The 24,876-nt window shown below is 38.6% G+C and carries 21 protein-coding genes and 1 other RNA gene; 14 read left to right on the plus strand and 8 right to left on the minus strand.

Translation table 11 applies throughout. The annotated features are described in order from the left end of the window. The first annotated feature begins 66 nt into the window (after nt 1-66). Complete coding sequence (locus tag ZA05_RS14585) at nt 67-1,431, plus strand: GH1 family beta-glucosidase (RefSeq protein WP_053992420.1); 1,365 nt, start codon at nt 67-69, stop codon at nt 1,429-1,431. Here ZA05_RS14585 and ZA05_RS14590 read toward each other — a convergent pair whose 3' ends face one another. After that, nucleotides 1,432-2,349 (minus strand): AraC family transcriptional regulator, encoded by a 918-nt coding sequence (locus ZA05_RS14590; RefSeq protein ID WP_053992421.1) that lies wholly within the window; start codon nt 2,347-2,349, stop codon nt 1,432-1,434. Nucleotides 2,350-2,572: 223 nt separating this feature from the next. Here ZA05_RS14590 and ZA05_RS14595 point away from each other — a divergent pair, with 223 nt between their 5' ends. The 4 genes from ZA05_RS14595 to ZA05_RS14610 all read left to right on the plus strand — a co-directional run bounded on the left by ZA05_RS14595 (nt 2,573) and on the right by ZA05_RS14610 (nt 7,585). Further along, nucleotides 2,573-4,072 (plus strand): aldehyde dehydrogenase family protein, encoded by a 1,500-nt coding sequence (locus ZA05_RS14595; RefSeq protein ID WP_053992548.1) that lies wholly within the window; start codon nt 2,573-2,575, stop codon nt 4,070-4,072. 66 nt (nt 4,073-4,138) lie between these two features. Next, a complete protein-coding gene (locus ZA05_RS14600) occupies nt 4,139-4,498 on the plus strand; it encodes a DUF779 domain-containing protein (RefSeq protein ID WP_053992422.1) in 360 nt (119 codons plus the stop codon). 148 nt (nt 4,499-4,646) lie between these two features. After that, the gene (acs, locus tag ZA05_RS14605) at nt 4,647-6,554 is read left to right on the plus strand and encodes an acetate--CoA ligase (RefSeq protein ID WP_053992423.1); all 1,908 of its coding nucleotides are present in this window, start codon (nt 4,647-4,649) and stop codon (nt 6,552-6,554) included. Between the two features lie 128 nt (nt 6,555-6,682). Continuing rightward, entirely contained in the window at nt 6,683-7,585 is a 903-nt protein-coding gene (locus tag ZA05_RS14610) for a DUF2167 domain-containing protein (RefSeq protein ID WP_053992424.1), read from the plus strand. 87 nt (nt 7,586-7,672) lie between these two features. Here the strand turns inward: ZA05_RS14610 and galB are convergent, their stop codons facing one another. The 4 genes from galB to ZA05_RS14630 all read right to left on the minus strand — a co-directional run bounded on the left by galB (nt 7,673) and on the right by ZA05_RS14630 (nt 15,881). Next, nucleotides 7,673-10,378: a beta-galactosidase GalB gene (gene galB, locus ZA05_RS14615; protein ID WP_231632500.1), complete on the minus strand. Its 2,706-nt coding sequence runs from the start codon at nt 10,376-10,378 to the stop codon at nt 7,673-7,675. Between the two features lie 192 nt (nt 10,379-10,570). Next, nucleotides 10,571-11,659, minus strand: a complete 1,089-nt coding sequence (locus ZA05_RS14620) for a Gfo/Idh/MocA family protein (protein ID WP_053992426.1) — start codon at nt 11,657-11,659, stop codon at nt 10,571-10,573. A 59-nt stretch (nt 11,660-11,718) separates the two neighbouring features. Continuing rightward, a complete protein-coding gene (locus ZA05_RS14625) occupies nt 11,719-14,181 on the minus strand; it encodes a carboxypeptidase-like regulatory domain-containing protein (protein ID WP_053992427.1) in 2,463 nt (820 codons plus the stop codon). An 11-nt stretch (nt 14,182-14,192) separates the two neighbouring features. Next, complete coding sequence (locus ZA05_RS14630) at nt 14,193-15,881, minus strand: M23 family metallopeptidase (protein WP_053992428.1); 1,689 nt, start codon at nt 15,879-15,881, stop codon at nt 14,193-14,195. Nucleotides 15,882-16,059: 178 nt separating this feature from the next. Between ZA05_RS14630 and ZA05_RS14635 the strand changes: the two genes are divergently transcribed. From ZA05_RS14635 to rny, 4 genes are all read left to right on the plus strand, one after another. Continuing rightward, complete coding sequence (locus ZA05_RS14635) at nt 16,060-16,350, plus strand: hypothetical protein (RefSeq protein WP_053992429.1); 291 nt, start codon at nt 16,060-16,062, stop codon at nt 16,348-16,350. Nucleotides 16,351-16,366: 16 nt separating this feature from the next. After that, the gene (locus ZA05_RS14640) at nt 16,367-16,660 is read left to right on the plus strand and encodes a cell division protein ZapA (RefSeq protein ID WP_053992430.1); all 294 of its coding nucleotides are present in this window, start codon (nt 16,367-16,369) and stop codon (nt 16,658-16,660) included. Between the two features lie 54 nt (nt 16,661-16,714). Further along, a non-coding RNA gene (gene ssrS, locus ZA05_RS18095) (6S RNA) lies at nt 16,715-16,822 on the plus strand. Between the two features lie 53 nt (nt 16,823-16,875). Continuing rightward, entirely contained in the window at nt 16,876-18,453 is a 1,578-nt protein-coding gene (rny, locus tag ZA05_RS14645) for a ribonuclease Y (RefSeq protein WP_053992431.1), read from the plus strand. 50 nt (nt 18,454-18,503) lie between these two features. On the opposite strand, the gene xerD is transcribed toward rny, so the two are convergent. Beyond that, nucleotides 18,504-19,451, minus strand: coding sequence for a site-specific tyrosine recombinase XerD (xerD, locus tag ZA05_RS14650; RefSeq protein ID WP_053992432.1), 948 nt, complete (start codon nt 19,449-19,451; stop codon nt 18,504-18,506). Nucleotides 19,452-19,667: 216 nt separating this feature from the next. Between xerD and ZA05_RS14655 the strand changes: the two genes are divergently transcribed. The 5 genes from ZA05_RS14655 to ZA05_RS14675 all read left to right on the plus strand — a co-directional run bounded on the left by ZA05_RS14655 (nt 19,668) and on the right by ZA05_RS14675 (nt 22,866). After that, on the plus strand, nt 19,668-20,261 hold the full coding sequence (locus tag ZA05_RS14655) for a hypothetical protein (RefSeq protein WP_157514721.1): 594 nt from the start codon (nt 19,668-19,670) through the stop codon (nt 20,259-20,261). Nucleotides 20,262-20,286: 25 nt separating this feature from the next. Continuing rightward, complete coding sequence (locus tag ZA05_RS14660; protein WP_053992434.1) at nt 20,287-20,775, plus strand: hypothetical protein; 489 nt, start codon at nt 20,287-20,289, stop codon at nt 20,773-20,775. A gap of 78 nt (nt 20,776-20,853) precedes the next feature. After that, nucleotides 20,854-21,270, plus strand: coding sequence for a type II 3-dehydroquinate dehydratase (gene aroQ, locus ZA05_RS14665; RefSeq protein WP_053992435.1), 417 nt, complete (start codon nt 20,854-20,856; stop codon nt 21,268-21,270). 101 nt (nt 21,271-21,371) lie between these two features. Beyond that, nucleotides 21,372-21,944: an outer membrane beta-barrel protein gene (locus ZA05_RS14670; RefSeq protein WP_053992436.1), complete on the plus strand. Its 573-nt coding sequence runs from the start codon at nt 21,372-21,374 to the stop codon at nt 21,942-21,944. 379 nt (nt 21,945-22,323) lie between these two features. Next, nucleotides 22,324-22,866, plus strand: a complete 543-nt coding sequence (locus ZA05_RS14675) for an outer membrane beta-barrel protein (RefSeq protein WP_053992437.1) — start codon at nt 22,324-22,326, stop codon at nt 22,864-22,866. A gap of 59 nt (nt 22,867-22,925) precedes the next feature. On the opposite strand, the gene lpdA is transcribed toward ZA05_RS14675, so the two are convergent. Together lpdA and msrB are read right to left on the minus strand one after the other, a co-directional pair. Then, complete coding sequence (gene lpdA, locus ZA05_RS14680; RefSeq protein ID WP_053992549.1) at nt 22,926-24,302, minus strand: dihydrolipoyl dehydrogenase; 1,377 nt, start codon at nt 24,300-24,302, stop codon at nt 22,926-22,928. 136 nt (nt 24,303-24,438) lie between these two features. Beyond that, entirely contained in the window at nt 24,439-24,861 is a 423-nt protein-coding gene (gene msrB, locus ZA05_RS14685; RefSeq protein WP_053992550.1) for a peptide-methionine (R)-S-oxide reductase MsrB, read from the minus strand. Nucleotides 24,862-24,876: the final 15 nt, after the last annotated feature.

Genomic DNA, 24,876 nt, shown 5'->3' on the forward strand with positions numbered 1-24,876 from the left:
CAAAATATTACTACCATGTCTGCGCATTAATAAATAACTTGCCGACTCAATAAAAACTACTGAAAAATGAAATTTCCGAAGGATTTTGTATGGGGTTCGGCAACCTCTTCCTATCAAATTGAAGGTGCATGGAATACAGATGGTCGTGGGCCATCTATTTGGGACGCTTTTTGCCAAATACCGGGCAAAGTGTTTGAAGGAGATACGGGCGATGTTGCTTGTGATCATTATCATAAAATGAAGGAAGATGTGGCCCTAATGAAGCAAATGGGGCTTACGGCCTACCGATTTTCTATTTCGTGGTCGCGTATTTTTCCTCAGGGACAAGGCGAAATCAACGAAAAGGGAATTCAATTTTATTCAGAGTTAATTGACGAGCTTTTAGCGAATGACATAGAGCCTTGGGTGACTTTGTACCATTGGGATTTACCTCTGGCACTTCAGTTGGAAATGGACGGATGGCTTAACAAGGAAATCACCGATGTGTTTGTGGACTATGCCCAATTGTGTTTTGAGCGTTTTGGAGATCGTGTAAAACATTGGATTACGTTCAATGAGGCTTGGGTTGTGGCTATTTTGGGTTACGGCCAAGGCGTGTTTGCACCGGGACGTATTTCGAATACAGAGCCTTATTTGGCTGGACACCATATTTTGATTGCCCATGCCAAGGCGGTACAACTTTACAGAACTAAATTTCAAAAGGAACAAGAAGGAAAAATTGGCATTACCAATAATTGTGATTGGAGAGAGCCTTTAACCGATGCTGTTGAAGACCAAAAGGCGGCTCAACGTGCTTTGGAATTCTTCTTGGCTTGGTTTGCAGATCCCATTTATTTTGGAAAATATCCAAAATGTATGGAAGATCGTTTGGGAGACCGTTTGCCTAAGTTTACGGAGGAAGAACGCCAGATGCTTTTAGGTTCCACGGACTTTTTTGGTTTGAACCATTATACAACTATGTTGGCTTCGGAAGCTAAACAAATCAATGCAGGTTCGGTTTATGGTAACGGAGGTTTGAGTGAGGATCAAGATGTGAATTTAGCATTGGATCCCAATTGGGAATTAACCGAAATGCAATGGGCTGTTGTGCCCTGGGGCTGTAGAAAATTGTTGCATTGGATTTCCGATCGTTATGACCATCCAAATATTGTCATTACCGAAAATGGCTGTGCTTATGACGACCAACTTGAAAATGGCGAAGTCAATGATGCAAAACGTGTGGAATTCTTTAAAGGCTATTTGGAAGAATGTGCCAAAGCCATTGAAGAGGGGGTGAACCTAACAGGCTACTTTGCTTGGTCCTTTATGGATAACTTTGAATGGGCGTCGGGCTACAGCAAGCGTTTTGGAATGCACTATGTAGATTTTGATACTTTGGAGCGCACACCTAAAGCTTCGGCTAAATGGTTTGCAGACTTTTTAAAGCAATAATTACTTACTGATTGAGGCCTTAAATTGTTGCGGTGTCATCAATTCCAGCTTTTTGAACTGTCGGTTGAAATAGCTGGTATTGTTGAACCCTGATTTAAATGCAATTTCAGACATTCTAAAATCCTTGACTTCCTTCATTAGCTTTTTGGAAAACTTGATTTTTTCGGAGTTAATGTAATCTATAGGGGAAATACCAAGGGTGTTTTTGAATTTCTTATGAAAATGAGAGGTACTCATACAGGCTTTTTCAGCCAATAAATCTACGGTTATATCCTTGTTGGTAAGATTGTCCTTAATATACTTAAGGACCATTCCAATACGGGTATCATTAAACATATGGTCAGGGTCATTTAGTAAAAAGGCCTTGGCTTTTGTTTGTAATAACCTTACAATCAGCTCTTGAATCATCAAATCCAAAAGCACATCTTTGGATTTGTTACTATTGGTAAAAGTATACACCAAGCGCTCCACCAAATGGTTTACATCGGTATTGTTGATTAGGTGAGAGGCTGTTTCATTCAGTTTCCACGAATTATTCTCATTCTCTATAGTCACCTTCTGATTAAACTTTTCTACCACTTCATCTATTTTGCCTTCATCAATTCCCAAAGCCAAACACTGTGTTGGGCTTTCAGCGGTTGCTAAAGGAAAGTCAATAACCATTTCCTTGTTGGTAGGCATCACTACCGATTCACCCGGATAGAAATCAAAAGCAGGCATGCCATCCAAATGCATCACTTTTTTTCCTGTAAGCATACTAGCAATAATTGGGAAATCGAACGTTAAGGAAACCTGTTCTGCATAGGCGTGGGTTTCGTAAATATTCAATTCGGCATAGTCCGCATTATAGGTTGTTCTGTTCTCTACTAGTGTGGTTAGTTTCCTGTGTTTTTTATGTTGATTCAACAAGGAATTCATAGCGTGATTTTCAAATTATTCAAAAAAAGGTTGAAATGATAGGTTTGTTCAAAAATATGATAATTATGTTCAATAAATTGCTAATATGGTAAAATATATTTATAAAAGTTACACAATAGTCAAATATTTAGGCTTCAAATTGCAAACATGGTAATTTTAGTTCGTGTTGTAACGTTTTGATTTGAAGTTGTTTAAAAAGTTAAACTTAAAAAGTGAAAAAAAAATGAGTTATTCTAAACCAAAATTTAAGGACACCTACCACAATTTTATCAATGGGAAGTTTGTGCCACCTGTTGGGGGTGATTATTTTGAAAACACCTCACCCGTAGATAATAGCCTAATCGCTAAGTATCCTAGATCACAAAAAGAGGATATAGAATTGGCCTTGGATGCGGCCAATGCGGCCAAAGAAGCGTGGGGCAATACTTCGGCCACTGAGCGCTCTTTATTATTGAACAAAGTAGCCGATATTATTGAAGACAATTTGGAAGAGTTTGCTTTGGTGGAAACCTGCGACAACGGAAAGCCAATCCGTGAAACCCTAAATGCCGATGTGCCATTGTCGGCAGATCATTGGCGCTATTTTGCGGCTTGTATTCGTTCAGAAGAAGGGACGGCTTCCGAATTGGACGCCAATACACTTTCCATGAATATTAAAGAACCACTTGGTGTGGTGGGGCAAATCATTCCTTGGAATTTTCCTCTATTAATGTTATCATGGAAATTACCACCAGCTTTGGCTACAGGGAACTGCGTGGTGTTGAAACCAGCCGAACAAACCCCTTCCTCAGCCACTTTGTTGATGGAAAAAATTGCAGATGTGTTTCCTCCCGGTGTTGTTAATGTAGTACATGGTTTTGGGCCAGAGGCAGGAAAACCTTTGGCATCGAGTTCAAGAGTGGATAAAGTTGCCTTCACTGGTGAAACCACCACAGGACAATTAATCATGCAATACGCCTCTAAAAATCTCAATCCGGTGACCATGGAATTGGGAGGGAAATCACCTAATATTTTCTTTAATAGTGTGATGGATGCAGATGATGCTTATTTGGATAAAGCTATTGAAGGAGCGGTATTGTTTGCCTTTAACCAAGGGGAGGTATGTACATGCCCTTCCAGATTGTTGGTTCAAGAGGATATCTACGATCAATTTATGGAGCGCGTTATTGCAAGAACCAATGCCATCGTTCAAGGGAATCCTTATGATACCAATACGATGGTGGGAGCTCAGGCTTCGAACGATCAGTATGAAAAGATTCAATCTTATTTAAAAATAGGGAAAGAAGAAGGTGCCAAAGTACTCTCAGGAGGGGAGGCCAATAAGTTGGATGGTGATTTAGCCAATGGATTTTATATTAAGCCTACCATTTTGGAAGGACACAATAAAATGCGTGTATTTCAGGAGGAAATCTTTGGACCAGTGGTATGTGTGACCAAATTTAAGGATGAAGCTGAAGCCATTGAAATTGCAAACGATACACTTTATGGATTGGGAGCAGGAGTTTGGACACGTGACGCCCACCAATTGTATCAAATTCCTAGAGCAATAAAAGCAGGTAGGGTTTGGGTAAACTGTTACCATGCCTATCCTGCGCATGCACCGTTTGGAGGCTATAAAAAATCAGGATTTGGTAGAGAAAACCATGTTATGATGCTTAACTATTACCGCCAAACCAAGAATATGCTCATTTCTTATGATAAGAATAAACTAGGCTTTTTTTAGAAGTAATTGATAGCAATTGAAGAAGGCTGATGTCCCCAAAGTCAGCCTTTTTTTTATCTTATAACTATGGAACGATTAGCAATTACAGAAAAGGCCGCTGAAATAGTAGAGACACTAAAGGAGAAGTATGGAGCGCTTATTTTTCATCAAAGTGGTGGCTGTTGCGATGGATCCTCGCCAATGATTTTAGAAAAAGAAGACATGTATATTGATGAGAGCGATGTGCTATTGGGGTATTTAAACGACATTCCTTTTTATATGAATCGCGATCAGTTTGAATATTGGAAACACACCCATTTAACAGTAGATGTCACTGAGGGAAGAGGGGCTAGTTTCTCTCTGGAAATACCTTTGGGTGTCAGGTTTTTGATTCATTCAAGGTTGTTGTCCGAAGAGGAAGAGGCTTTTTTCAATAAGAAAGAATAGGATTTATCGTTAATCTTTTGAGTAGGATACTTCCGTCGACAGAAAAATGTTGTCGGTAGAAAAAGAACTGTCTCTAAACATAATTTTTATAACTTAGAACCAAATCAATTCTCTCAATTTGTCAAAATTGGGGTACAAATTTTAATACATGAGTCATTATCATATAAAACATTTAGAAGAATATTACCAAGTGTACCGAAAGTCGGTAAGGGAACCAGAAAATTTTTGGGAAGAAATTGCAGAAGAACACTTTTTGTGGCGAAAAAAATGGGATAAAGTCCTGAGTTGGGATTTTACCAAACCGGAAGTGAAATGGTTTGAAGGAGCCCAATTGAACATAACAGAAAACTGTATCGACAGACATCTATCTACAAGAGGGGACAAAACCGCGATTCTCTTTGAACCGAATGACCCAAATGAACCAGCAGAACACATTACCTACAGACAACTTTATGAACGCGTGAATCAGTTTGCCAATGTACTGAAGGAACAGGGCATTCAAAGAGGGGATAGAGTATGTATTTATGTGCCGATGATTCCTGAATTGGCGATTTCCATTTTGGCCTGTGCTAGAATTGGGGCTATTCACTCGGTGGTATTTGCAGGCTTTTCTTCCAAAGCATTAGCTACAAGAATCAATGATAGTGAATGTAAATTAGTAGTTACTGCAGATGGTTCGTATCGAGGAGCAAAAACTATCGATTTAAAAGGTATTGTAGATGAAGCTCTTCAGAACTGTCCTTCCGTGAAAAGTGTTTTGGTGGTTAAACGCACCAATGAAGACGTTCATATGGAAGCAGGTCGTGACCATTGGCTGGAACCTTTATTGGATAAGGCCTCCAAAGAAGGAAAGGCGGAAATCATGAATGCCGAAGATCCTTTGTTCATTTTATATACTTCTGGATCTACGGGAAGACCAAAAGGGATGGTACATACTTCGGCTGGTTATATGGTGTATACAGCCTACACATTTAAAAACACGTTTCAGTATAGAGAGCATGACATCTTTTGGTGTACCGCCGATATAGGTTGGATTACGGGCCATAGCTACATTGTATACGGACCGTTGGCAAATGGCGCCACAACCGTGATGTTTGAAGGCGTACCAAGTTACCCTGATTTTGGACGCTTCTGGGAAATTGTTCAGAAGCACAAAGTCACCCAATTTTACACAGCGCCTACGGCTATTAGAGCGCTAGCAAAACAAGGTGTGGAATTGGTTGATAAATATGATTTGTCTTCCTTGAAAGTGTTGGGGTCGGTTGGTGAGCCTATTAATGAAGAGGCCTGGCACTGGTACAACGATACCATAGGGAAAGGGAAAAGCCCTATTGTTGATACCTGGTGGCAAACTGAAACAGGAGGCATCATGATCACGCCAATTCCTTTTGTAACACCTACAAAGCCTACCTATGCCACTTTGCCATTTATTGGGGTACAACCAGCATTAATGGATGATAATGGCCAAGAAATAAAAGGCAACCAAGTAGATGGGAAATTATGTATTAAATTCCCTTGGCCTTCTATGGCCCGAACCATTTGGGGAGATCACCAAAGGTATAAAGACACGTATTTTTCTGCTTTTGAAAATAAATATTTTACAGGGGATGGAGCCTTGCGAGATGAAGTTGGCTACTATCGTATCACAGGTCGAGTGGATGATGTAATTATTGTTTCTGGACATAACCTTGGAACAGCACCAATTGAGGACGCCATCAACGAACACCCTGCAGTGTCAGAATCTGCAATTGTTGGGTTCCCGCATGATGTGAAAGGAAATGCGCTATATGGTTATGTAACTTTGAAAGATACGGGTGAAAGCAGAAACCATGAGAACCTTCGTAAGGAGATCAACCAATTGATAACCGATCGTATTGGACCTATTGCTAAGTTGGACAAAATTCAGTTTACCCAAGGATTGCCAAAAACACGAAGTGGTAAGATCATGCGTCGTATTCTTCGTAAAATAGCGAGTAACGACACTTCTAATCTTGGAGATACCAGCACATTGTTAAACCCTGAGGTAGTTCAGGAGATTATGGATAACGTGCTATAGGTTTGACAATTATTAAGTTAGATTCATAGGTTAAGTATTTTCTTTATTTGTTAAGATTTATTGGTCAAAAGGGGGCATTATTTTTTATATTTCAACTCTTAAACTGTAACCAAACCTAATCTTAAATCATGAAAAAGATTGTACTTAACCTATGTTTTTTAATGCTATTACAGTTGGGCTATTCCCAAACTGAAACTGACACCATTTCCTTTGACTTGGATGTTGTAAAGTTCTACACAGATAGCATCAACAATTCCTTTGAATTTCAAAAGGGAACTATCACTTTGCAGGATGGCATTGCCACTTTGGAAGTCCCTCAAGGCTTTAAATATCTAGATCCAGAACAAAGTAATTACGTGCTTACAGAGCTTTGGGAAAATCCACCAAGTGAAACCTTAGGGTTGTTATTTCCGGAGAATATGTTTCCTCTTAGTGATAACTTCACCTATTGCGTAGAAATAGGGTATTCCGAAGAAGGTTATATCGAAGATGAAGATGCCGAAGATTTAGACTATGACGATCTATTAGAGGAAATGCAGGAGGATATCAAAGCAGGTAATCCAGAGCGTGTGGTACAAGGGTACGGCGAAATGGAATTGGTAGGATGGGCTTCTGCACCATACTATGATAATGTGACTAAAAAGCTGCACTGGGCCAAGGAATTACATTTTGAAGGAACAGATATCAATACGTTGAATTATAACATTAGAGTGCTGGGGAGAAAGGGATACCTTAATTTGAATGCCATTGGGGATATCGATATGTTGGATACATTCAACCGAGACAGAGATCAAATTATTGAGAGTGTAAGATTTTCAGAAGGTAATCGCTACTCCGATTTTAATCCTGATTTAGACGAAGTGGCTGCCTATGGCATTGGAGGACTTATTGCCGGAAAAGTATTGGCTAAAGCTGGCTTTTTTGCATTGCTTATAAAATTTTGGAAAATTATTGCCGTTGGAGCTGTGGCTTTATTCAGTGGTTTTAGAAAGCGTTTGTTTGGAGGTAAAAATGAGGAACCGGAAGCCTAATATTTCAAAACGTATAAAAAAAAAAAAGGGAGTATAAATTTTATACTCCTTTTTTATTGGATTATAGGTAAATAGTCGTGATCCTGTTTATTGGCAATTTATGGTTACAGAACCACTCTGTAAACCACTAGAATTCGCCGTTACTTTTATTTGGCCGCTAGCCCCTTTCTTCGCTTTAATAATAACGAGAGCCAATCCATTAAAGGCATTTCTTTCTGTGGAAGCAAAGGTGGTCAAATCAGTTGGATCTCCGTTGTCAGTGGCAACTATCTCACCAGGCCCTTCAATTGTATAGGATATGGGATTGTTGGCATTGGCCACAAAATGATCCTTGTTGTCCGTGATTTTTACTGTTATAAATACCAAGTCTTTCCCATTTGAGAGCAAGTCGTCCTGATCTGTTTTTAAGTCCAATTTTGAAGGTTCCCCAGTAGTGTGAACAGTTTCTTCGCTCCAAAACTGGCCATTTTTATAAGCTACAGCTTTTAAAGTTCCTGGATTATATACAACATCATCCCAACGTAAACGGTATTCAAAAAGTCCTTTCTTTTTGCGTCCCAAGGATTTCTCATTCAAAAACAATTCTACTTCATCTCCAGAGGTGAAAATATGCACTGGAGTAATTTGTCCGGTACGTTCTGGCCAATTCCAATGCGGAAGAATGTGTACCATGGGTAAATCAGGTCGCCATCTGGCTTGGTATAAATAAAAACGGTCCTTTTTAAAGCCTGCCAAATCAATAAGTCCAAAATAGGAGCTTCTAGAGGAATAGTAGGGAGTAGGTTCTCCCAAATAATCCCATCCGGACCAGACAAATTCCCCTGCTACAAAGGGGTGTTTGTCCTGCGATGCAAATACTTTATCTGCGGAAGATCCAAAATTGGCGGTATATAATTCATACGAACTCACATAACCAGTTTTGGGATCACCTCCAATACCATCTGAAATAGGAGAACTGATATCTCCTGTCACTGGAAACAGATAAGTTCCTCTCGAACTTAAGGCCGCAGCCGTTTCACTGCTGATAATAGCTTTGTTTGGAAATGCTTCGTGGAAGGCTGGGTACAAGGGGGACGTTTTGATACCTTGTAGATGAGCATAAGCGGGGGCATCCCTAATGCCTTCTCCTTGATAGTTTAAGCTGATGACATCCATAATGGTAGGGAAGGGCATATTGGGTTTCGCGTAATTCATGGAAGCAGTGGTTGGTCTGGAAGGGTCTTCACTTTTTACAATAGCACTTAATTTAGAACCCACTTTAGCACCTTCTTCATCTGTATACTGCTCTCCAACTTCATTGCCGAAACTCCATAATATTACGGAAGGATGGTTCCTGTCTCGTCTTACAAAAGAGCGCGTGTCGGCTTCAAACCAATCATCAAAAATAAGATGGAAATCATGAGGTGTTTTTTTACGTTCCCAGCTATCGAATATTTCATCAATTACCAAAAAGCCTATTTGGTCAGTTAACTCCAAAAGTTCTGGAGCAGGAGGGTTATGAGCCATCCTAATGGCATTGCATCCTAACTCTTTTAGGGTTTCCAATTGACGTTTGGCCGCTTTTAGGTTGAAGGCTGCCCCCAAAGCACCTAAATCATGGTGCTGATTAACACCTTGTATTTTTATAGATTCTCCATTCACTATAAGTCCTTTTTCGCTATCAAAAATTACTTCGCGAATGCCAAAAACAGTTTCGTAATTGTCTAAAATAGTACCATCTTGAGAATGAATGGTTGTAATCGCTTTGTAAAGATTGGGAGCTTGAGTTGGTGGAGGGCCCCATAGTTTTGGATTTTTTATGACGACGGATCCTTTTATTGTTGTTTGACTGAAAGAGTTTAGACTTATGTTATTTTCTTTAATACTCGCAGCTCTTAATCCTAATCTTTTAAAGTCATTTTCTAAGGGATAAATTTCTGTTACGACATCAACAGTTTCATTACTCAAGGCATCATTTACGATAGCTACTTCAAAATCGATGGTTGCAGAATCTTTAGAAACCCCTTGGGAGGTTACATAGGTTCCCCATTGACCAATATGAATTTTGTTGGTTTTGGTAAGCCAAACATTTCTATTAATCCCTCCACCAGGATACCATCGAGCCGAATGATTAGGGTTATCAACCCTTATGGCTAGTTGGTTACTTTCTCCAAATTTGATGTATGGCGTTAAATCCAATCGCCAAGAATTGTAGCCATAGGGCCAGCCTCCAACCAGATTACCATTAAGCCATACCATGGCGTAGGACATGGCGCCATCTATGTCCAAAAAAATAGATTTTTCTTGATCACTTTTGGGTATTTCCAATTGTTTTCGGTACCATGCCGTACCATTACTAGGCAGCCGTCCCATGCCTCCGCCAACTTCAGCATCATTGCCTTTCATGAAAGGACCTTTAATAGCCCAGTCATGGGGTAAATCCACCGTTTCCCAATCATGGTCATCAAAATTAATTTGTACAAAAGGAAAGTTTTCTCCAGGATTACCCTTAGGTCTTTTGTGATGTTTGGTACTGTCCTTAATAAAATGGTTGGCAGTTGGTAAAATATAGGGTTTTAGAACTTCGGCAGAAGTAGCCATTTCAACTGCTTCGGTAGGTTTGGAATCCGCTTCTTTGGTGTCATCAACATTTTCAATAGCAGGTCTTACATCATAAATGAGATTGTCGGCCAAGGCTTCCGATTCATATTTCATGAATTTCCAACCTTCATTTATAGAAATACGCTCTCTGGGATTCTCAATTTTATTTGGGGAATTGCTTGTAGTGCACCCCAAAACAAAGAGATAAAACATAATAAACATGCGCTTAAAACAATATTTTAAGGTATTGAAGTTATTGCGTAGGAGATATTGTATATTTCTCAATTTGGAACGTCATTTATTGGTATAAATATAAAGTATTCTTATTGAATAGTTATTCCAAATTACTCGAAGATTGACTATAATATGTTAAGAAGAAAATTAAGTTCCGAACCGATACAAATACTAGGCAATAGGAATTCTTTTTCCATTTTGGGCCGCTGATTTGTAGATGGCTTCAACCACTTTAATATCTTTCAAACCTTCTTCACCAGGGACTATAGGTGCCGTTTTATTCATGATTGCCAATGCGTCATCATCCATTTGTTTGGCTTGTTGGTTTCCTTGAAATGGTGATATTTTTTGTCCATCACTTCCTTGTACACTTACCCCGCTATAATATTGCAAAGGTTCAGCTTTGTACCAGCCATTGGCACAGTCAACTTTCATGGTATTAATGTTTTCAGCAAAAGATGTTTTGCATTGAGCCGTGATGCCATTTGGAAATTCTAAGTTGAAATTGGTAATTTCATCTGCAGTGAAAATATCTGGACGTGTATATTCGTGGGTGGCACTCACAGAAATTGGTTCCAGTCCTGTAGCGTAACGAACCGCATTGAGTGGATACACTCCCATGTCATACATAGCGCCCCCACCTAAAGTTTTATGAAGTTTCCAATTATTATGGTCGCTTGCTCTATTATAGAAACCCGCTTCAGCATATAAGGAATTTATAGCACCATAAGGTTTGGATTGTGACCATTTTATGATGGTTTGGGTTACTGGTTCATGCTGAAGACGGTAACCGATGGTTAACTGCACTTTGTTTTTATTACAGGCTTGGATGATGGCTTCACATTCCGAAACATTCATGGCCATTGGTTTTTCGCACCATACATGTTTCCCTGCTTCGGCGCCAATAATACTATACGGTTTATGAAGTGCATTGGGAAGGACAATGTAGACAATATCGATATCGTCATTATTAGCAATGGTATGCATGTTTTCATAATTGTAAACATTGGCATCCGGGATATTGTATTTCTTCTGCCAAATAGGAATTTTTTCAGGGGATCCAGTTACAATACCTCTTAATTCACAATATTTGGTTAACTGGAGTGCAGGTGCCAAAATATCTTTACTGTAATAGCCCAACCCCACCAAAGCGACTCCTAACTTTGATTTCCTTTGTGGAATCATAAAACTGGATAGAGGCAATGCACTTGCCGCCAAAAGGATCCCTGAAGTTTTTAGAAATGACCGTCTATTGCCCATAATTTGACTATTTGTGAATTAGCTTCTCTAATTTACAAAAATATGGGCAGTTGTTTAGATTATAAACGAGCAGATAATCTTACATTGAAAACTCTAGGCGTTAAATAGTTTGGAATGGCATACTGACGCTTGCTGTAAACATCCCTTACCCAAGTATTGGTAATGGAATTTTGAACATCAAACATGTTGAAGATTTCAAATCCTAAGGTAAGGTCTTTAAAATGGCGCTTCCAGCTATCGTAAGTTTTGTTTTGATCTACCAATACATAGCTTACCCCTAAATCCGCACGTTTGTAGTCGCGAAGCCTATTTTGGTATTGGTAAGGGTTGGCATAACTTGGCGAACCTCCGGGAACTCCCGTATTGTAAACCAAATTCAGGTACATTTTAAGTTCCGGGATGCTTGGCACATAATCCTGAAATAGGATTCCAAATTTTAAACGTTGGTCTGTTGGTCTGGCAATATAGCCTTGGTCTTCGATGTTTTCTTCAGTTTTTAAATATCCAAAGCTGAACCACGACTCGGTCCCTTTTACAAATTCTCCATTAAGTCGCATATCCAATCCATAGGCGTAAGCTTTGGCATTATTCTTTGCGCGATAGCGAATACGAACATTTTCCAATGTGTATGGATTTACATCTGAAAGGTGCTTGTAATAAGCTTCAGAAACCAATTTGAAAGGTCTGTCCCAAAGCTCGAAGCTGTATTCATTCCCAAGTAAGATATGCGTCGACTTTTGGGCTTTTACATGAGGTTGCACCACTCCGGAAGAATCCCTAAGTTCTCTATAGAAAGGCGGTTGGTAGTACAATCCTCCAGCAATTCTAAAGAGCATGTCTTTATCCCAATCTGGTTTTATGGCAAATTGTCCACGAGGGCTAATCACGGTTTGTGTTACCGTTTCAACCACGTCACCGCTCACTGTCCAATTATGTGCTCTAGCTCCTATATTGTAGAATGCCTCATGATTTCCTAAAGTGGATCGTTTGCTCCATTGGGCATAGGCCTGTAAACGATCGATCTGAACCTTGTTAGTGGCTCGCACGTTTTGAAACGCTACCAAAGGACCTTCGTATGGACTATAAGGCTGATTATTGGGAATGTGAAGGGTAGGAGGTGTGATGGAAAAACCAGCACTGTCAATAACTTCCCATTCTACCAAACGGTCTCTTATATCCTCATGGGTGTATTTTACAGACCATTCAATGGTTGTGTCTTCACTTGGTTTGTAATCTCCTTTGTGTTCTGCATTAAATATGAGAGCGTCCAAATCGTTTCGGGCGTGTGTCAATTGTGAACCAATCCCTTCACTAAATTCCACTTCTCCTAAATTTTCATCTCCGATACTACTGTTAACTTCTCCTAAGCGGTATTGGGCCAATATGTCGAAATATTCCTCTTCTGTGGTGTGGTATCCAGAAGCAATTAATTTTAAGGTCAATTTATCCGATACGAAGTAATTGGCTTTAAATGCTCCAAAATTGGTAACGTATTCGTCTTTTTCCTGACCTTCATAAAAAACCAAAAGGGCAATAGGATCGGTTAAAGTTCCAAAATTGGTTTGTCTGTTCTGTGGTTCAAAATGGTATTTATTGACAGAAAAGTTTCCTAAGAAATTCAAGTGAAATTTATCCGAAAACTTATAAGTTAAATAAGTTTGGGCATCGGCAAATACTGGCCGCACATTAGTTTCCGTTTCCATGGAATTGATAAGCAGACTATTGTCGCGGTAACGTAATCCAACAATTCCTAAGAACTTAGAATCTTTACTGATAGCCTCGGCAGCAATGCTTCCACCAAGTAAACTTAAATCGGTGCGAACTCCAAATTTAACAGGCGTACGATAAGTGATGTCAAGCACAGAAGATAGCTTGTCTCCATATTTGGCTTGAAATCCACCGGCGGAAAAATCTACATTTTGAACCAAGTCGGTATTTACAAAACTCAAACCTTCTTGTTGGCCCGAACGGATCAGGAACGGTCTGTACACTTCAATCTCGTTGACATACACCAAATTTTCGTCAAAATTTCCGCCTCTAACAGAATACTGTGTACTCAATTCATTGGAAACATTTACCCCAGGAAGTGTCTTTAAAATATTCTCGACACCTGGTTGTGCACCTTTTATTGTTCTGATGACTTCTGGAGTAATTGTGGTTACCCCATTTACAGATTGCCTAGTGTTGGTATTGATAACCACGGTACCGATTTGCTCGATATCCACCTTCATGACTGGGTTGAACTCCAATTCTTGCCCATTTTTAAGGTTGAAGGTAACAACCACGCGTTTATAGGACAGATGCGTAAATTCAATAGTCACCTCTGTATTGGAAGGAATTTTCAACTCATAAAATCCATTATTATTAGAGGAAGTACCATTGGCACCTGCTTTGATGGAAACATTTGGCACCGGTAGTTGGGTGTCATCTAAAATAACCCCTTTTATAGTGGCTTGCTGAGAAAAGCCCAAAAGGGAGAAACAGAAAAATGCAAAAAGTACTAGATAAACGTTAGGTTTCAATAGTTGAGATTTTATTTTCTAAAAAACGTAGCTTCAAATGTAGAACTATTTCCTACATTATCGGTAACGATGACCTTCAAATTGTTTTCGGTGTCGCTAATAATATTATCCTCAAAATTATAAGTTAGGGTACCTTTCTTATATTCATACTCCATTAAGATCCATTTTCCATTAATGGTAGCCCTGTAATTACTGATGCCGGAATCTTTGTCTCCAATCTTTACCTTTAATTCGGTGGCATTGCTCATCCATTTGCCATCGTAAAAATTTACGGGTGTAATGGTTGGTGGCACCAAATCGGATTCTAGGGTATAGGTCCCCAGGGATTTACTTTTGGCCGAAAGGGTTTCACCTTGACGGGACGTCCCAATATATCTAGGTTTTTTATAGTATCCGGTAAGCTCGGCAATGTAGAGTTTCTCTTTGTCTTCGTCCAGATAATTACTGATATCGTAACTAATGGTAAAGCTTTTTTGAAGCGGAACAATATCCTTTCCTAACAGAAGCGTGTCTGCCTTAACATCAAAATCCAAGTAGGTATCATCGTAAAAAGTACCTTGTGGAATATAGACTGAAATATTGCCTTTTTCTAAATTGGTAGCCTTTCCTGGCAAAGCATAGTGCATAGGTTTGATGTCGTCGATGGGTTCGGGGGTGTCCAATTTTTTTCCTTTTATAGGAATGGTAACCCAAACATCATTGTCCTTAAAATCCTTTACCCTGATTTTATATACAGAGGATGTACTGTCCAGAACAGTTACATAGCCGTTGTTTTCCACATCTTTATAAAGGCTCAATGGATTGTTTTGTTCAACAAAGAGTTTTTGGATATAATTGTGCTTGGTCTTATAGTTTTCAAAATCTATCAAGCGGTTGATATGTTTCGTTTCTGAATAGCTAAAGCGTTTGAAGTCAATTTCAAAATGCTTGCTTCCGTTGTAAAAACACTGAATGCTGTTCACGCCATTTTTATTGGGCGCCTCATCCAATCTGTCGTAGGTATTGATTCCGAATCCTATATCCCCTAAGGCTTCAATTTCTTCAACGTTGAAATCGCTACCTGCTGTTGGGATCAATCGAAGTTCAATTCGTTTTTGAGACCCGTTCACATGCGATTTTTCGTTTTTGGCATAGGCAAAAATCCCGTTGATGGTAGGCTTTCGTGAATCCTTTACATCCAACCCAAAAAGCATAGGGTTCATCGGGCGTTCTTCATTGTCGCGAATCTCGAAATGCAAATGCGGCGCATAAGAGCCACCAGTGTTCCCTGAGAGTGCAATAATTTCGTCTTGGCTTACCGGAAGTTCATCTGGAGTGGGGAAGACCTCTACCTGATAGCTTTCCTTTTGGTATTGACATTCTTTGATATACTTTTCAATTTTATCTGAAAATTTTTGAAGGTGCGCATACACTGTGGTATACCCATTTGGGTGGGTTACGTATAGGGCCTTTCCGTAGCCAAAATGCGAAATTTTGATCCGGCTAACATAACCGGGAGCAGCCGTATGTACATTTAAACCCTCTCGATGCTGTGTTTTGATATCCAATCCGGCATGAAAATGGTTTGGGCGCAACTCTGCAAAAGTCCCTGCAAGTACAATTGGAATCTCCATAGGGTTTCTAAAATAATCCTGAGGATATTGGGTTTGGGAATTGCCAATTTGGCCAAGTAATAGTAGGAAAAATAGGATTTTTTTCATAAGCAAATTTGTGGGGCTAAAATATTAATTTGGAGCTAATCTTCAAAAGGGAAAGCCCATAAATAGTAGAAAACAGCACTTTACAATCTATAATTAATTATTTTAAAATTTATTGTAAAACAATTGTGATTTTTGTTTTGGTATGTTAACTTTGTTGAGACAGTAGTGGATATTGCAAATGAGTAAAATTGAAGAGATTGTAGATTCTTTAGAGAATAAAATTAGCAAGCTTTTGCACAAACTCGAAGTTTTAAAGCAGACAAACGCTAAGCTTTCAGAGGAATTAGCTCTTCAACAGCAAAAGAATTTACAATACCAGGAAGAAATAAGTGCTTGGGTTGAAAAATACGAAGCGCTCAAGGTAGCAAAATCATTACTGGGCAGTGACGAAGATAACAGAGAAACGAAGCTCAAAATAAACGCATTAATCAGGGATATTGACCACTGTATTGCGCAATTGTCTGAATAATGTAATTGTATGATGTATGTCAGAACAGCTTAAGATAAAGCTATCCATTGCAAATAGGGTATATCCTTTAACAATAGCTCCAAGTCAGGAGGAAGGATTACGAAAGGCGGCGAAGAAGATTGAAGCAATGATAGGCCAGTTTGAGCAAAATTATTCTGTGAGAGATAAGCAAGATGTATTGGCCATGTGTGCCTTACAGTTTGCCTCTCAATTAGAGCAAAAATCTATAGATAGAGAAAATGTTAGCGAAGAGGTGGAAAACAAGTTGTTAGCCTTGGATGAACTTTTGGAGCAGCATTTAAACTCATAACGTTCTTTAAATAAAATAAGGTTACTGCCTACATTGGTTATTTTTTTTTGATAAACTCAACGTTAATTCTTTAAAAAGGGTGAGTTTAAGCTGTAAGACCGAGCTACCTCTGAGTAGAGGGTTGATCAGTTTGTTAGCCCTAAACTTGTTTTTAAGGAGTTTATACAGAATGTAAAACCGATGTAGGCTTTTTTATATATATTAACTAACTAAACATGGAAATGAACACAATTTTATTGATTGTAGGAGGCGTGGTACTTGGTGTAGTCATTGGATATATTGTTGCAAAGACTCTGGAAAAGAACAATGCATCAAAAGTTGTAGCCAATGCTAAGCAAGAGGCCGAAGGAATCATCAAACAGGCAACCGCCGAAGGAGAATCTATTAAAAAAGACAAAATACTTCAGGCTAAGGAGAAATTCATTGAATTAAAATCTGAGCATGAAAAGGTAATTTTGTCGAGGGACAAAAAAATGGCCGATGCCGAGAAGCGTACACGCGATAAGGAATCGCAGGTGTCCAATGAGTTGTCCAAGCATAAAAAGACCAATCAAGCCATTGAAGCGAAGATGAAAGATTATGATTTTCGTTTGGAGTTTTTGGAAAAGAAAAAAGTGGAGTTGGAAAAGGCCCACAAGAGCCAAATTAAGCAGTTAGAGGTGATTTCTGGCCTTTCGGCAGAAGATGCTAAAGCGCAGTTGGTAGAGTCTCTTAAAAACGAGGCTAAAACGGATGCCATGGCTTATGTTCAAGACCGCATTGAAGAAGCCAAACTTACTGCTCAACAAGAAGCTAAAAAGATCATCATTAATACCATTCAACGAATAGGTACAGAAGAAGCTATTGACAACTGTGTGTCAGTTTTCAATATTGAATCTGATGACGTTAAAGGACGAATTATTGGTAGGGAAGGACGTAACATTCGTGCCATTGAAGCCGCTACAGGTGTTGAAATTATAGTAGACGATACACCAGAAGCTATCATTTTGTCTTGTTTTGATTCTGTGCGTCGTGAAGTTGCACGTTTATCGTTACACCGATTGGTGACAGATGGAAGAATTCACCCGGCACGTATTGAGGAAGTGGTGAAGAAGACCCAAAAGCAAATTGATCAAGAAATAATTGAAGTAGGAAAGCGTACGGTAATCGATTTAGGAATTCACGGATTGCACCCAGAGTTGATCAAATTGGTAGGACGTATGAAATACCGCTCTTCTTACGGTCAAAACTTATTACAGCACTCTAGAGAAGTTGCAAAACTTTGTGGAGTGATGGCCGCGGAATTGGGCTTGAACCCGAAATTGGCAAAACGTGCAGGACTGTTGCACGATATTGGAAAAGTGCCAGATTCAGAAGCAGATGTTGAAACACCTCACGCGATCTTAGGTATGCAGTGGGCGGAGAAATATGGTGAAAAACCAGAGGTTTGCAATGCTATTGGTGCGCACCACGATGAAATTGAAATGACCACTTTATTGGCGCCAGTTATCCAAGTATGTGATGCCATTTCAGGAGCAAGACCAGGAGCAAGACGTCAAGTTTTGGATTCGTATATCCAACGTTTGAAAGATTTGGAAGATGTGGCCTTTGGATTTAGTGGCGTAAACAAAGCGTATGCTATCCAAGCCGGTAGAGAGCTAAGGGTGATTGTAGAAAGTGAAAAGGTTTCTGACGATCAAGCAGCTAAATTGTCTTTTGAGATTTCACAAAAAATACAAACAGACATGACTTATCCAGGACAAGTAAAGGTTACCGTAATTAGAGAAACTAGAGCGGTGAACATTGCTAAATAACTACAGAAAATTAATTATAAAAAAGGCATCCAATTCGGATGCCTTTTTTCTTATATACTAGGGTTGTCAGAATCAATATGTTCTTTAGTGCCCTCTTCCTCAGATTTTCTTGGATGATATTTCATTAAAACTTCTTTTAAGTGGCTTCGGTCCAAATGCATGTAGATTTCTGTAGTGGTAATGCTTTCGTGGCCCAACATCATTTGTATAGATCTCAAATCGGCGCCATTTTCAAGGAGATGAGTAGCAAAGGAATGCCGAAATGTGTGTGGAGAGATACTCTTATTAAGATCAATTTTAACAGCCAATTGTTTGATAATGGTAAAAATCATGGCTCTTGTAAGTTGTCGCCCCCTTCGGTTAAGGAACAATGTGTCTTTAAATTCTGGTTTTACGGGAAGATGTATACGCACCTCTTTCCTATAAATATTGATATATTTTTGGGTTTGCGGATCGATAGGGACAAATCGTTGTTTATCGCCTTTCCCAGTTACTTTTATAAAGCCTTCTTCAAAATACAAGTCAGACAATTTGAGGTTGGTCAACTCGCTTACACGAAGGCCACAACTGTATAGGGTTTCTAAAATAGCCCGGTTACGCTCTCCTTCGGCTTTACTTAAATCGATGGCGGCAATAAGCTGGTCTATGTCGTCTACACTTAACGTATCGGGCAGTTTCCGTCCAATTTTAGGTGATTCAATATGGTCCATGGGGTTGGTATCCCGGTATTCTTCAAATACCAAATAGCCAAAAAAACTCCGAAGTCCAGAAATCAACCTCGATTGGGATCTAGCATTGATGGTCTTGGAGATTTCATAAATGAAGGGTTGAACCGTTTCTTTGGAAATATCAAGAGGCAAAACTGAAATATCGTTTTGTTGCAAATAGTTAATTAGCTTTAGAATATCGTATTCGTAATTATCAATAGAGTTTTGGGAAAGTCCCCTTTCTATCTTTAAATAATGCTTATAATCTTGAAGTGCGTTTTGCCAATTCATTGGCTAAAAGTACTATTATTTTGAGGGAGTTATCAAATTAAAATGAAGGTATAATGCGGGTTTTGAAAGAAAATTATGAAAAAAATGGTGATAAAGTATTATAAATAAGTTATATAAGGTAAATTTGTTAGTGCTGTTTTAAATAGCTGTAAGAGAAAACAATAATGAAATTTAATTCCTAAAAACTAATAGTAATTCAATTAAACTAGAACTCGTATGAAAAAAATTTTATGTTTTGCAATGTTTATGTCATTTGGTGTAATAAGTCTTAAGGCCCAGACAGATGCGGAAACGGTAACGGATGATATGATAGAAAAAGTGAAAACTGGAGGCTTTAAAATTGGAGCAGATGTAGGGTTTCCGTTGAGTGGCACAACTGATATTTCTAATTTTAATTTTGGGTTTTATGGCACCTACTTGTTCGAGGTTATTGAAAACCTTGAAGTAGGAGGCTTGGTGGCCTACACCCACTTTTCAGGCGATGGTTATCATTACCGTTATCAGGGTGATACAACGATTAGAATTGACAATGATAGCAATTCATTTCTGCCTATTGCGGCTACTGCTCGATATCATTTTATGGACCATGCTTTTTTTGCTGGTTTGGATCTTGGATTTGCCGTTAATGTGTCGGGTGATGCGGATACAGGAATGTACTTTAGACCTAAGTTCGGGTACAATTTGGGAATGATTAATCTACTGGCTTCCTTTCAAGTGATTACTGCAGAAGTCAACCATTCGTCACAAGACTATTTCTATAATGTCAATGGGTTTAACTCTTTCAATATTGGTATTGAATACTCTTTTTAAAATGTAAACATAAATGCTATTAATCATGAAAAAATTATTATTAACTGTGGTTCTTATTGTGGGAATCAGTCTAGCTGGCCAGTCCCAAGGTGTTTTTAAGTTGGGAGGTAGTGTTGGCTTAGCCTCATCCGATGCCGGGGATGTGTCCGATTGGTCCTTGGGGGTGGATGCCTATTATATGTTTGGGTATAGAGACGCCTTTCTAAGTTTTGGTCCTACGGTTGGATTTAGAAACTTCTTTATGAATAATGACAACCGCTACTTTTACCGGGATGATGCCCAATTTGTACCTGTGGCCGGTGCGGGGCGCGTGAAGTTGTTTCGGATTTTTACTGGTGGAATAGATGTAGGCTATGCTTTTGGAATTACAGATTACTTGGACGGCGGTTTTTATGTACGTCCCATAGTGGGGATTGATGTAGGCAATTTTATTGAAATTAATGCCTCTTATGAAAATTATTCCGACCGTTTGAATTGGGGAAATGCCAATATTGGGGTGTTGTTCCAGTTTTAATAAGTCACTATAGAATATTCAAAACCGAAGCTGAAAAGCTTCGGTTTTTTTATGTGCTATTTTTAATATATTTACTTTATGAAGAAACTCATCATCATCAACGGTCCAAACCTTAATCTATTGGGGAAACGAGAACCTGATATTTATGGAAGTCTCACTTTTAATGAATTTTTTGAAACGGTAGTTGACAAATACCCGCAAGTAGCATTGGAACATTTTCAGTCCAATATAGAAGGGGAGTTGATCGATAAACTTCAAGAAGTTGGGTTTAGTTATGATGGTATTATTTTAAATGCAGCGGCCTATACGCATACTTCAGTGGGCATTGGGGATGCTGTGGCTGCCATTGAAACCCCTGTTGTGGAAGTGCATATCTCCAATACTTTCGATAGGGAATCTTTTAGGCATATGTCGTTTATTTCTCCAAATGCGAAAGGTGTGATCGTTGGTTTTGGGCTTCAAAGCTACGAATTGGGTATCCAAATTTTTTTGTGATTTATTTAACCTTTAGTTGGCTTCGATTTGGGAAATGGTTAGGAATATTTAACATATTGTAAGAATATATTTGTTAAATATTAACCATAGCCAAATTTTTAATGAAAAAGTATTACATTATTTTATGTTGCCTTCTTAGCAGTATTCAATGGATACAAGCTCAGGATTCTCAGGTTCAAAACGACTCTACACAAATCAAAAGTTGGACTTTTGGTGTTAAGTTGGGTGAAAGCCACACTAATATTTCCAAATATCACCACTACAACTACATTAGAGCATTGTATTTAGGCTTATTTGTAGAAAAACGCCTTGCAAAAAGTTGGGCCATTGAGGGAGATGTAATTGGAAATTTTACTTATTATGGTTCAACAACATTAGAAATCCCAATAGTTGCAAAGTATTATTTTAATAATAGTTGGAGTGTTTTTGCTGGCCCCAAGCTGGATATTTATTTAGGTAATAGTTTGCACTGGAGAGATTCATTTCAATTTAATTCATCTGACAAAGTTTCAATATTAACGCCTTCTTTTGAAATTGGAACTCAGTTTGATATGAGCAAACATTTTTTTATTGAAGCGCGATACAGTTTTGGACTTGACACTTATGTTGATTCTGAAATTAATGGTAAATGGAATAGAAATGTATTGAAAGTAGGTGTTGGATACAAATTTTAATATTTTAATAGTTTTATAAATTAAAACCGAAGCGTTGTGCTTCGGTTTTTTTATGTCTTGGTTTAGTTTGATGCTTCATAAGGGACTAATTATCAATAGTCGCAACTTTCAACTCTCAAAAAACAAGACCTGATATTTCTGAATATATTACCCTTGATGAATTTTTTAAAATGATGGTGGATGAGTTTACCCAATGGAATTGAAACATTTTTAATTCATCATAATGTGAGATTGAAATCATAAACTTTGTTATAAAGTGAATGAGCAACTTTTTGGGAATTATTTAACCTTTCCTTGGCTTCGATTTGGCAAATGGTTAGGAATTTTTAACAATCTGTAAGAATATATTTGTTAATTATTAACCAAACAATTAAATCGGATGAAACAATTTATTTTTCTTTTCAGCTTATTCCTTGGGTTGACACAATTTACTTTTTCACAGGAAAAGTCGCAAGACTACCAATTGCACACTACTACCTTTGGTTTCAAAGCAGGACTGAACCAAAGTTTTATTGTTCCAGGACATTATTCTATTGATGGCTATCAAGGGTTGGAACTTTATGGTGGTTTTTTCTCGGAAACACGATTGACGGAGAGATGGAGTTTTCAAAATGAATTGGTATTCTCTTACACCGATGAATACCTATTCTTAGAAATTCCTTTGGTAATGAAATATCATATTACGGATAAATTTAGTGCTTTTGGTGGAGCAAAAATAGATCTTATTTTGAACGATGAGTTGACTAAGGAGCATTTAAGAAGAATGGGGGTTTCGCTTGAAATTGGGGTGCAGTATGATTTTTCAAGGAAATTTTTTGCAGAAGCTAGGTTTGGGTATGGGTTGGTAGATCAAATATATATTGAAGATTTTTATGGGGGATATAGAAATACATTGAGGGTAGGAGTAGGCTACAAGTTTTAATAAAAAAAGAAAGACGATACCAAAAGTATCGTCTTTCTTTTTATCAATGAATTTGTTTCTTATAAGTGAATTACTTCATCATAAGCATCGGCTACAGCTTCCATTACCGCTTCACTCATAGTTGGGTGAGGGTGAATTGCCTTAAGCACTTCGTGACCTGTAGTTTCCAATTTTCTACCTAAAACGGCTTCAGCAATCATGTCGGTAACACCGGCACCAATCATATGGCAACCTAACCACTCTCCATATTTGGCATCGAAGATTACTTTTACAAATCCGTCCTTAGCTCCAGAAGCACTAGCTTTACCAGAGGCAGAGAATGGGAACTTACCAACTTTAATCTCGTATCCTTGTTCCTTAGCTTGCTTTTCGGTTAAACCTACACTTGCAATTTCAGGAGCACAGTAAGTACAGCCAGGAATGTTTCCATAGTCGATTGGTTCTACATGCATGCCTGCAATTTTTTCAACACAAAGGATTCCTTCAGCAGAAGCAACGTGAGCCAAAGCTTGACCAGGCGTTACGTCTCCAATAGCATAATATCCAGGGATGTTGGTTTGGTAGTAATCGTTTACCAATATTTTATCGCGGTCTACGGAAATACCTACATCTTCCAAACCAATGTTTTCAATGTTGGTTTTGATACCTACAGCAGATAACACAACATCAGCTTCCAATACTTCTTCTCCTTTTTTGGTCTTCACCGTTGCTTTTACTCCTGCTCCAGAAGTATCAACTTTAGTTACTTCGGCAGAAGTCATGATTTTAATACCGTTTTTCTTGAAGCTGCGCTCTAATTGTTTAGAAACTTCTTCGTCCTCAACAGGCACTACATTTGGCAAATATTCAACAATAGTTACTTCGGTACCAATAGAGTTGTAGAAATAAGCAAATTCTACACCAATAGCACCAGAACCAACTACAATCATTTTCTTAGGTTGTTCCTTTAAGCTCATGGCTTCGCGGTAGCCAATCACTTTTTTACCGTCTTGTGGCAAACTTGGCAACTCACGAGAACGTGCTCCGGTAGCAATAACGATGTGGTCTGCAGAATATTCTTTACCGTCTACATCAACTTTCTTTCCAGTTTTAAGTTTTCCGTAGCCTTCAATAACGTCAATTTTGTTCTTTTTCATTAAAAATTGAACGCCCTTGCTCATCCCTTCGGCAACACCACGACTGCGCTTTACAATAGCACCAAAATCTTTATCGGCACCCTTTACTGAAAGGCCGTAGTCTTCGGCATGCTTTAGGTATTCAAAAACCTGTGCCGATTTCAATAAGGCTTTAGTAGGAATACACCCCCAATTTAAGCATACTCCACCAAGATTTTCCTTTTCTACTATTGCAGTTTTAAAGCCCAATTGAGACGCTCTAATAGCTGTAACGTAGCCTCCAGGTCCACTACCTAGAACAATTATATCATATTTACTCATGAGAATTTGTTTAGTGTATTTTTTTGACGCTACGAATTTACGAAACCTATTTTTAAATATGAATTTAGCCAACAAAAAAATAGGCACTCCGCCCATATAAATAAAGTGAGTGTCTTAAAATGTCTAAATGAAATTTTTAATTTTTAGGAGGGGTGTTTTCTGTAGAATCTTTTTGGGTTGCGTTGCTGTCAAAATCCAAACTTAGGGAGTTGACACAATAGCGCAATCCAGTGTTAGTTGGGCCATCGTTGAATACATGCCCTAAGTGGCCTCCACAGTTGGAACAGAGTATTTCAGTCCTTACCATGCCATGGGTTCTGTCTTCTTTGTAAGTGATGCTGCCTTCAATGGCATTGTCAAAACTTGGCCAGCCACAATCTGATCTGAATTTATCAGTACTTTCAAATAATTTGGTGCCACATCCGGCACAAGTATAGGACCCTTTTTCAAAATGCAGGTTGTATTCTCCTGTAAAAGGGCGCTCGGTGCCTTTTTCACGCAAGACTTGGTATTGTTGTGGCGTAAGTGTTTTGCGCCATTCTTCTTCTGTTTTGTTCATTTTATATGTTTGGTT

This window comes from Mangrovimonas sp. TPBH4 (assembly GCF_001280505.1).
Taxonomy (GTDB): domain Bacteria; phylum Bacteroidota; class Bacteroidia; order Flavobacteriales; family Flavobacteriaceae; genus Mangrovimonas_A.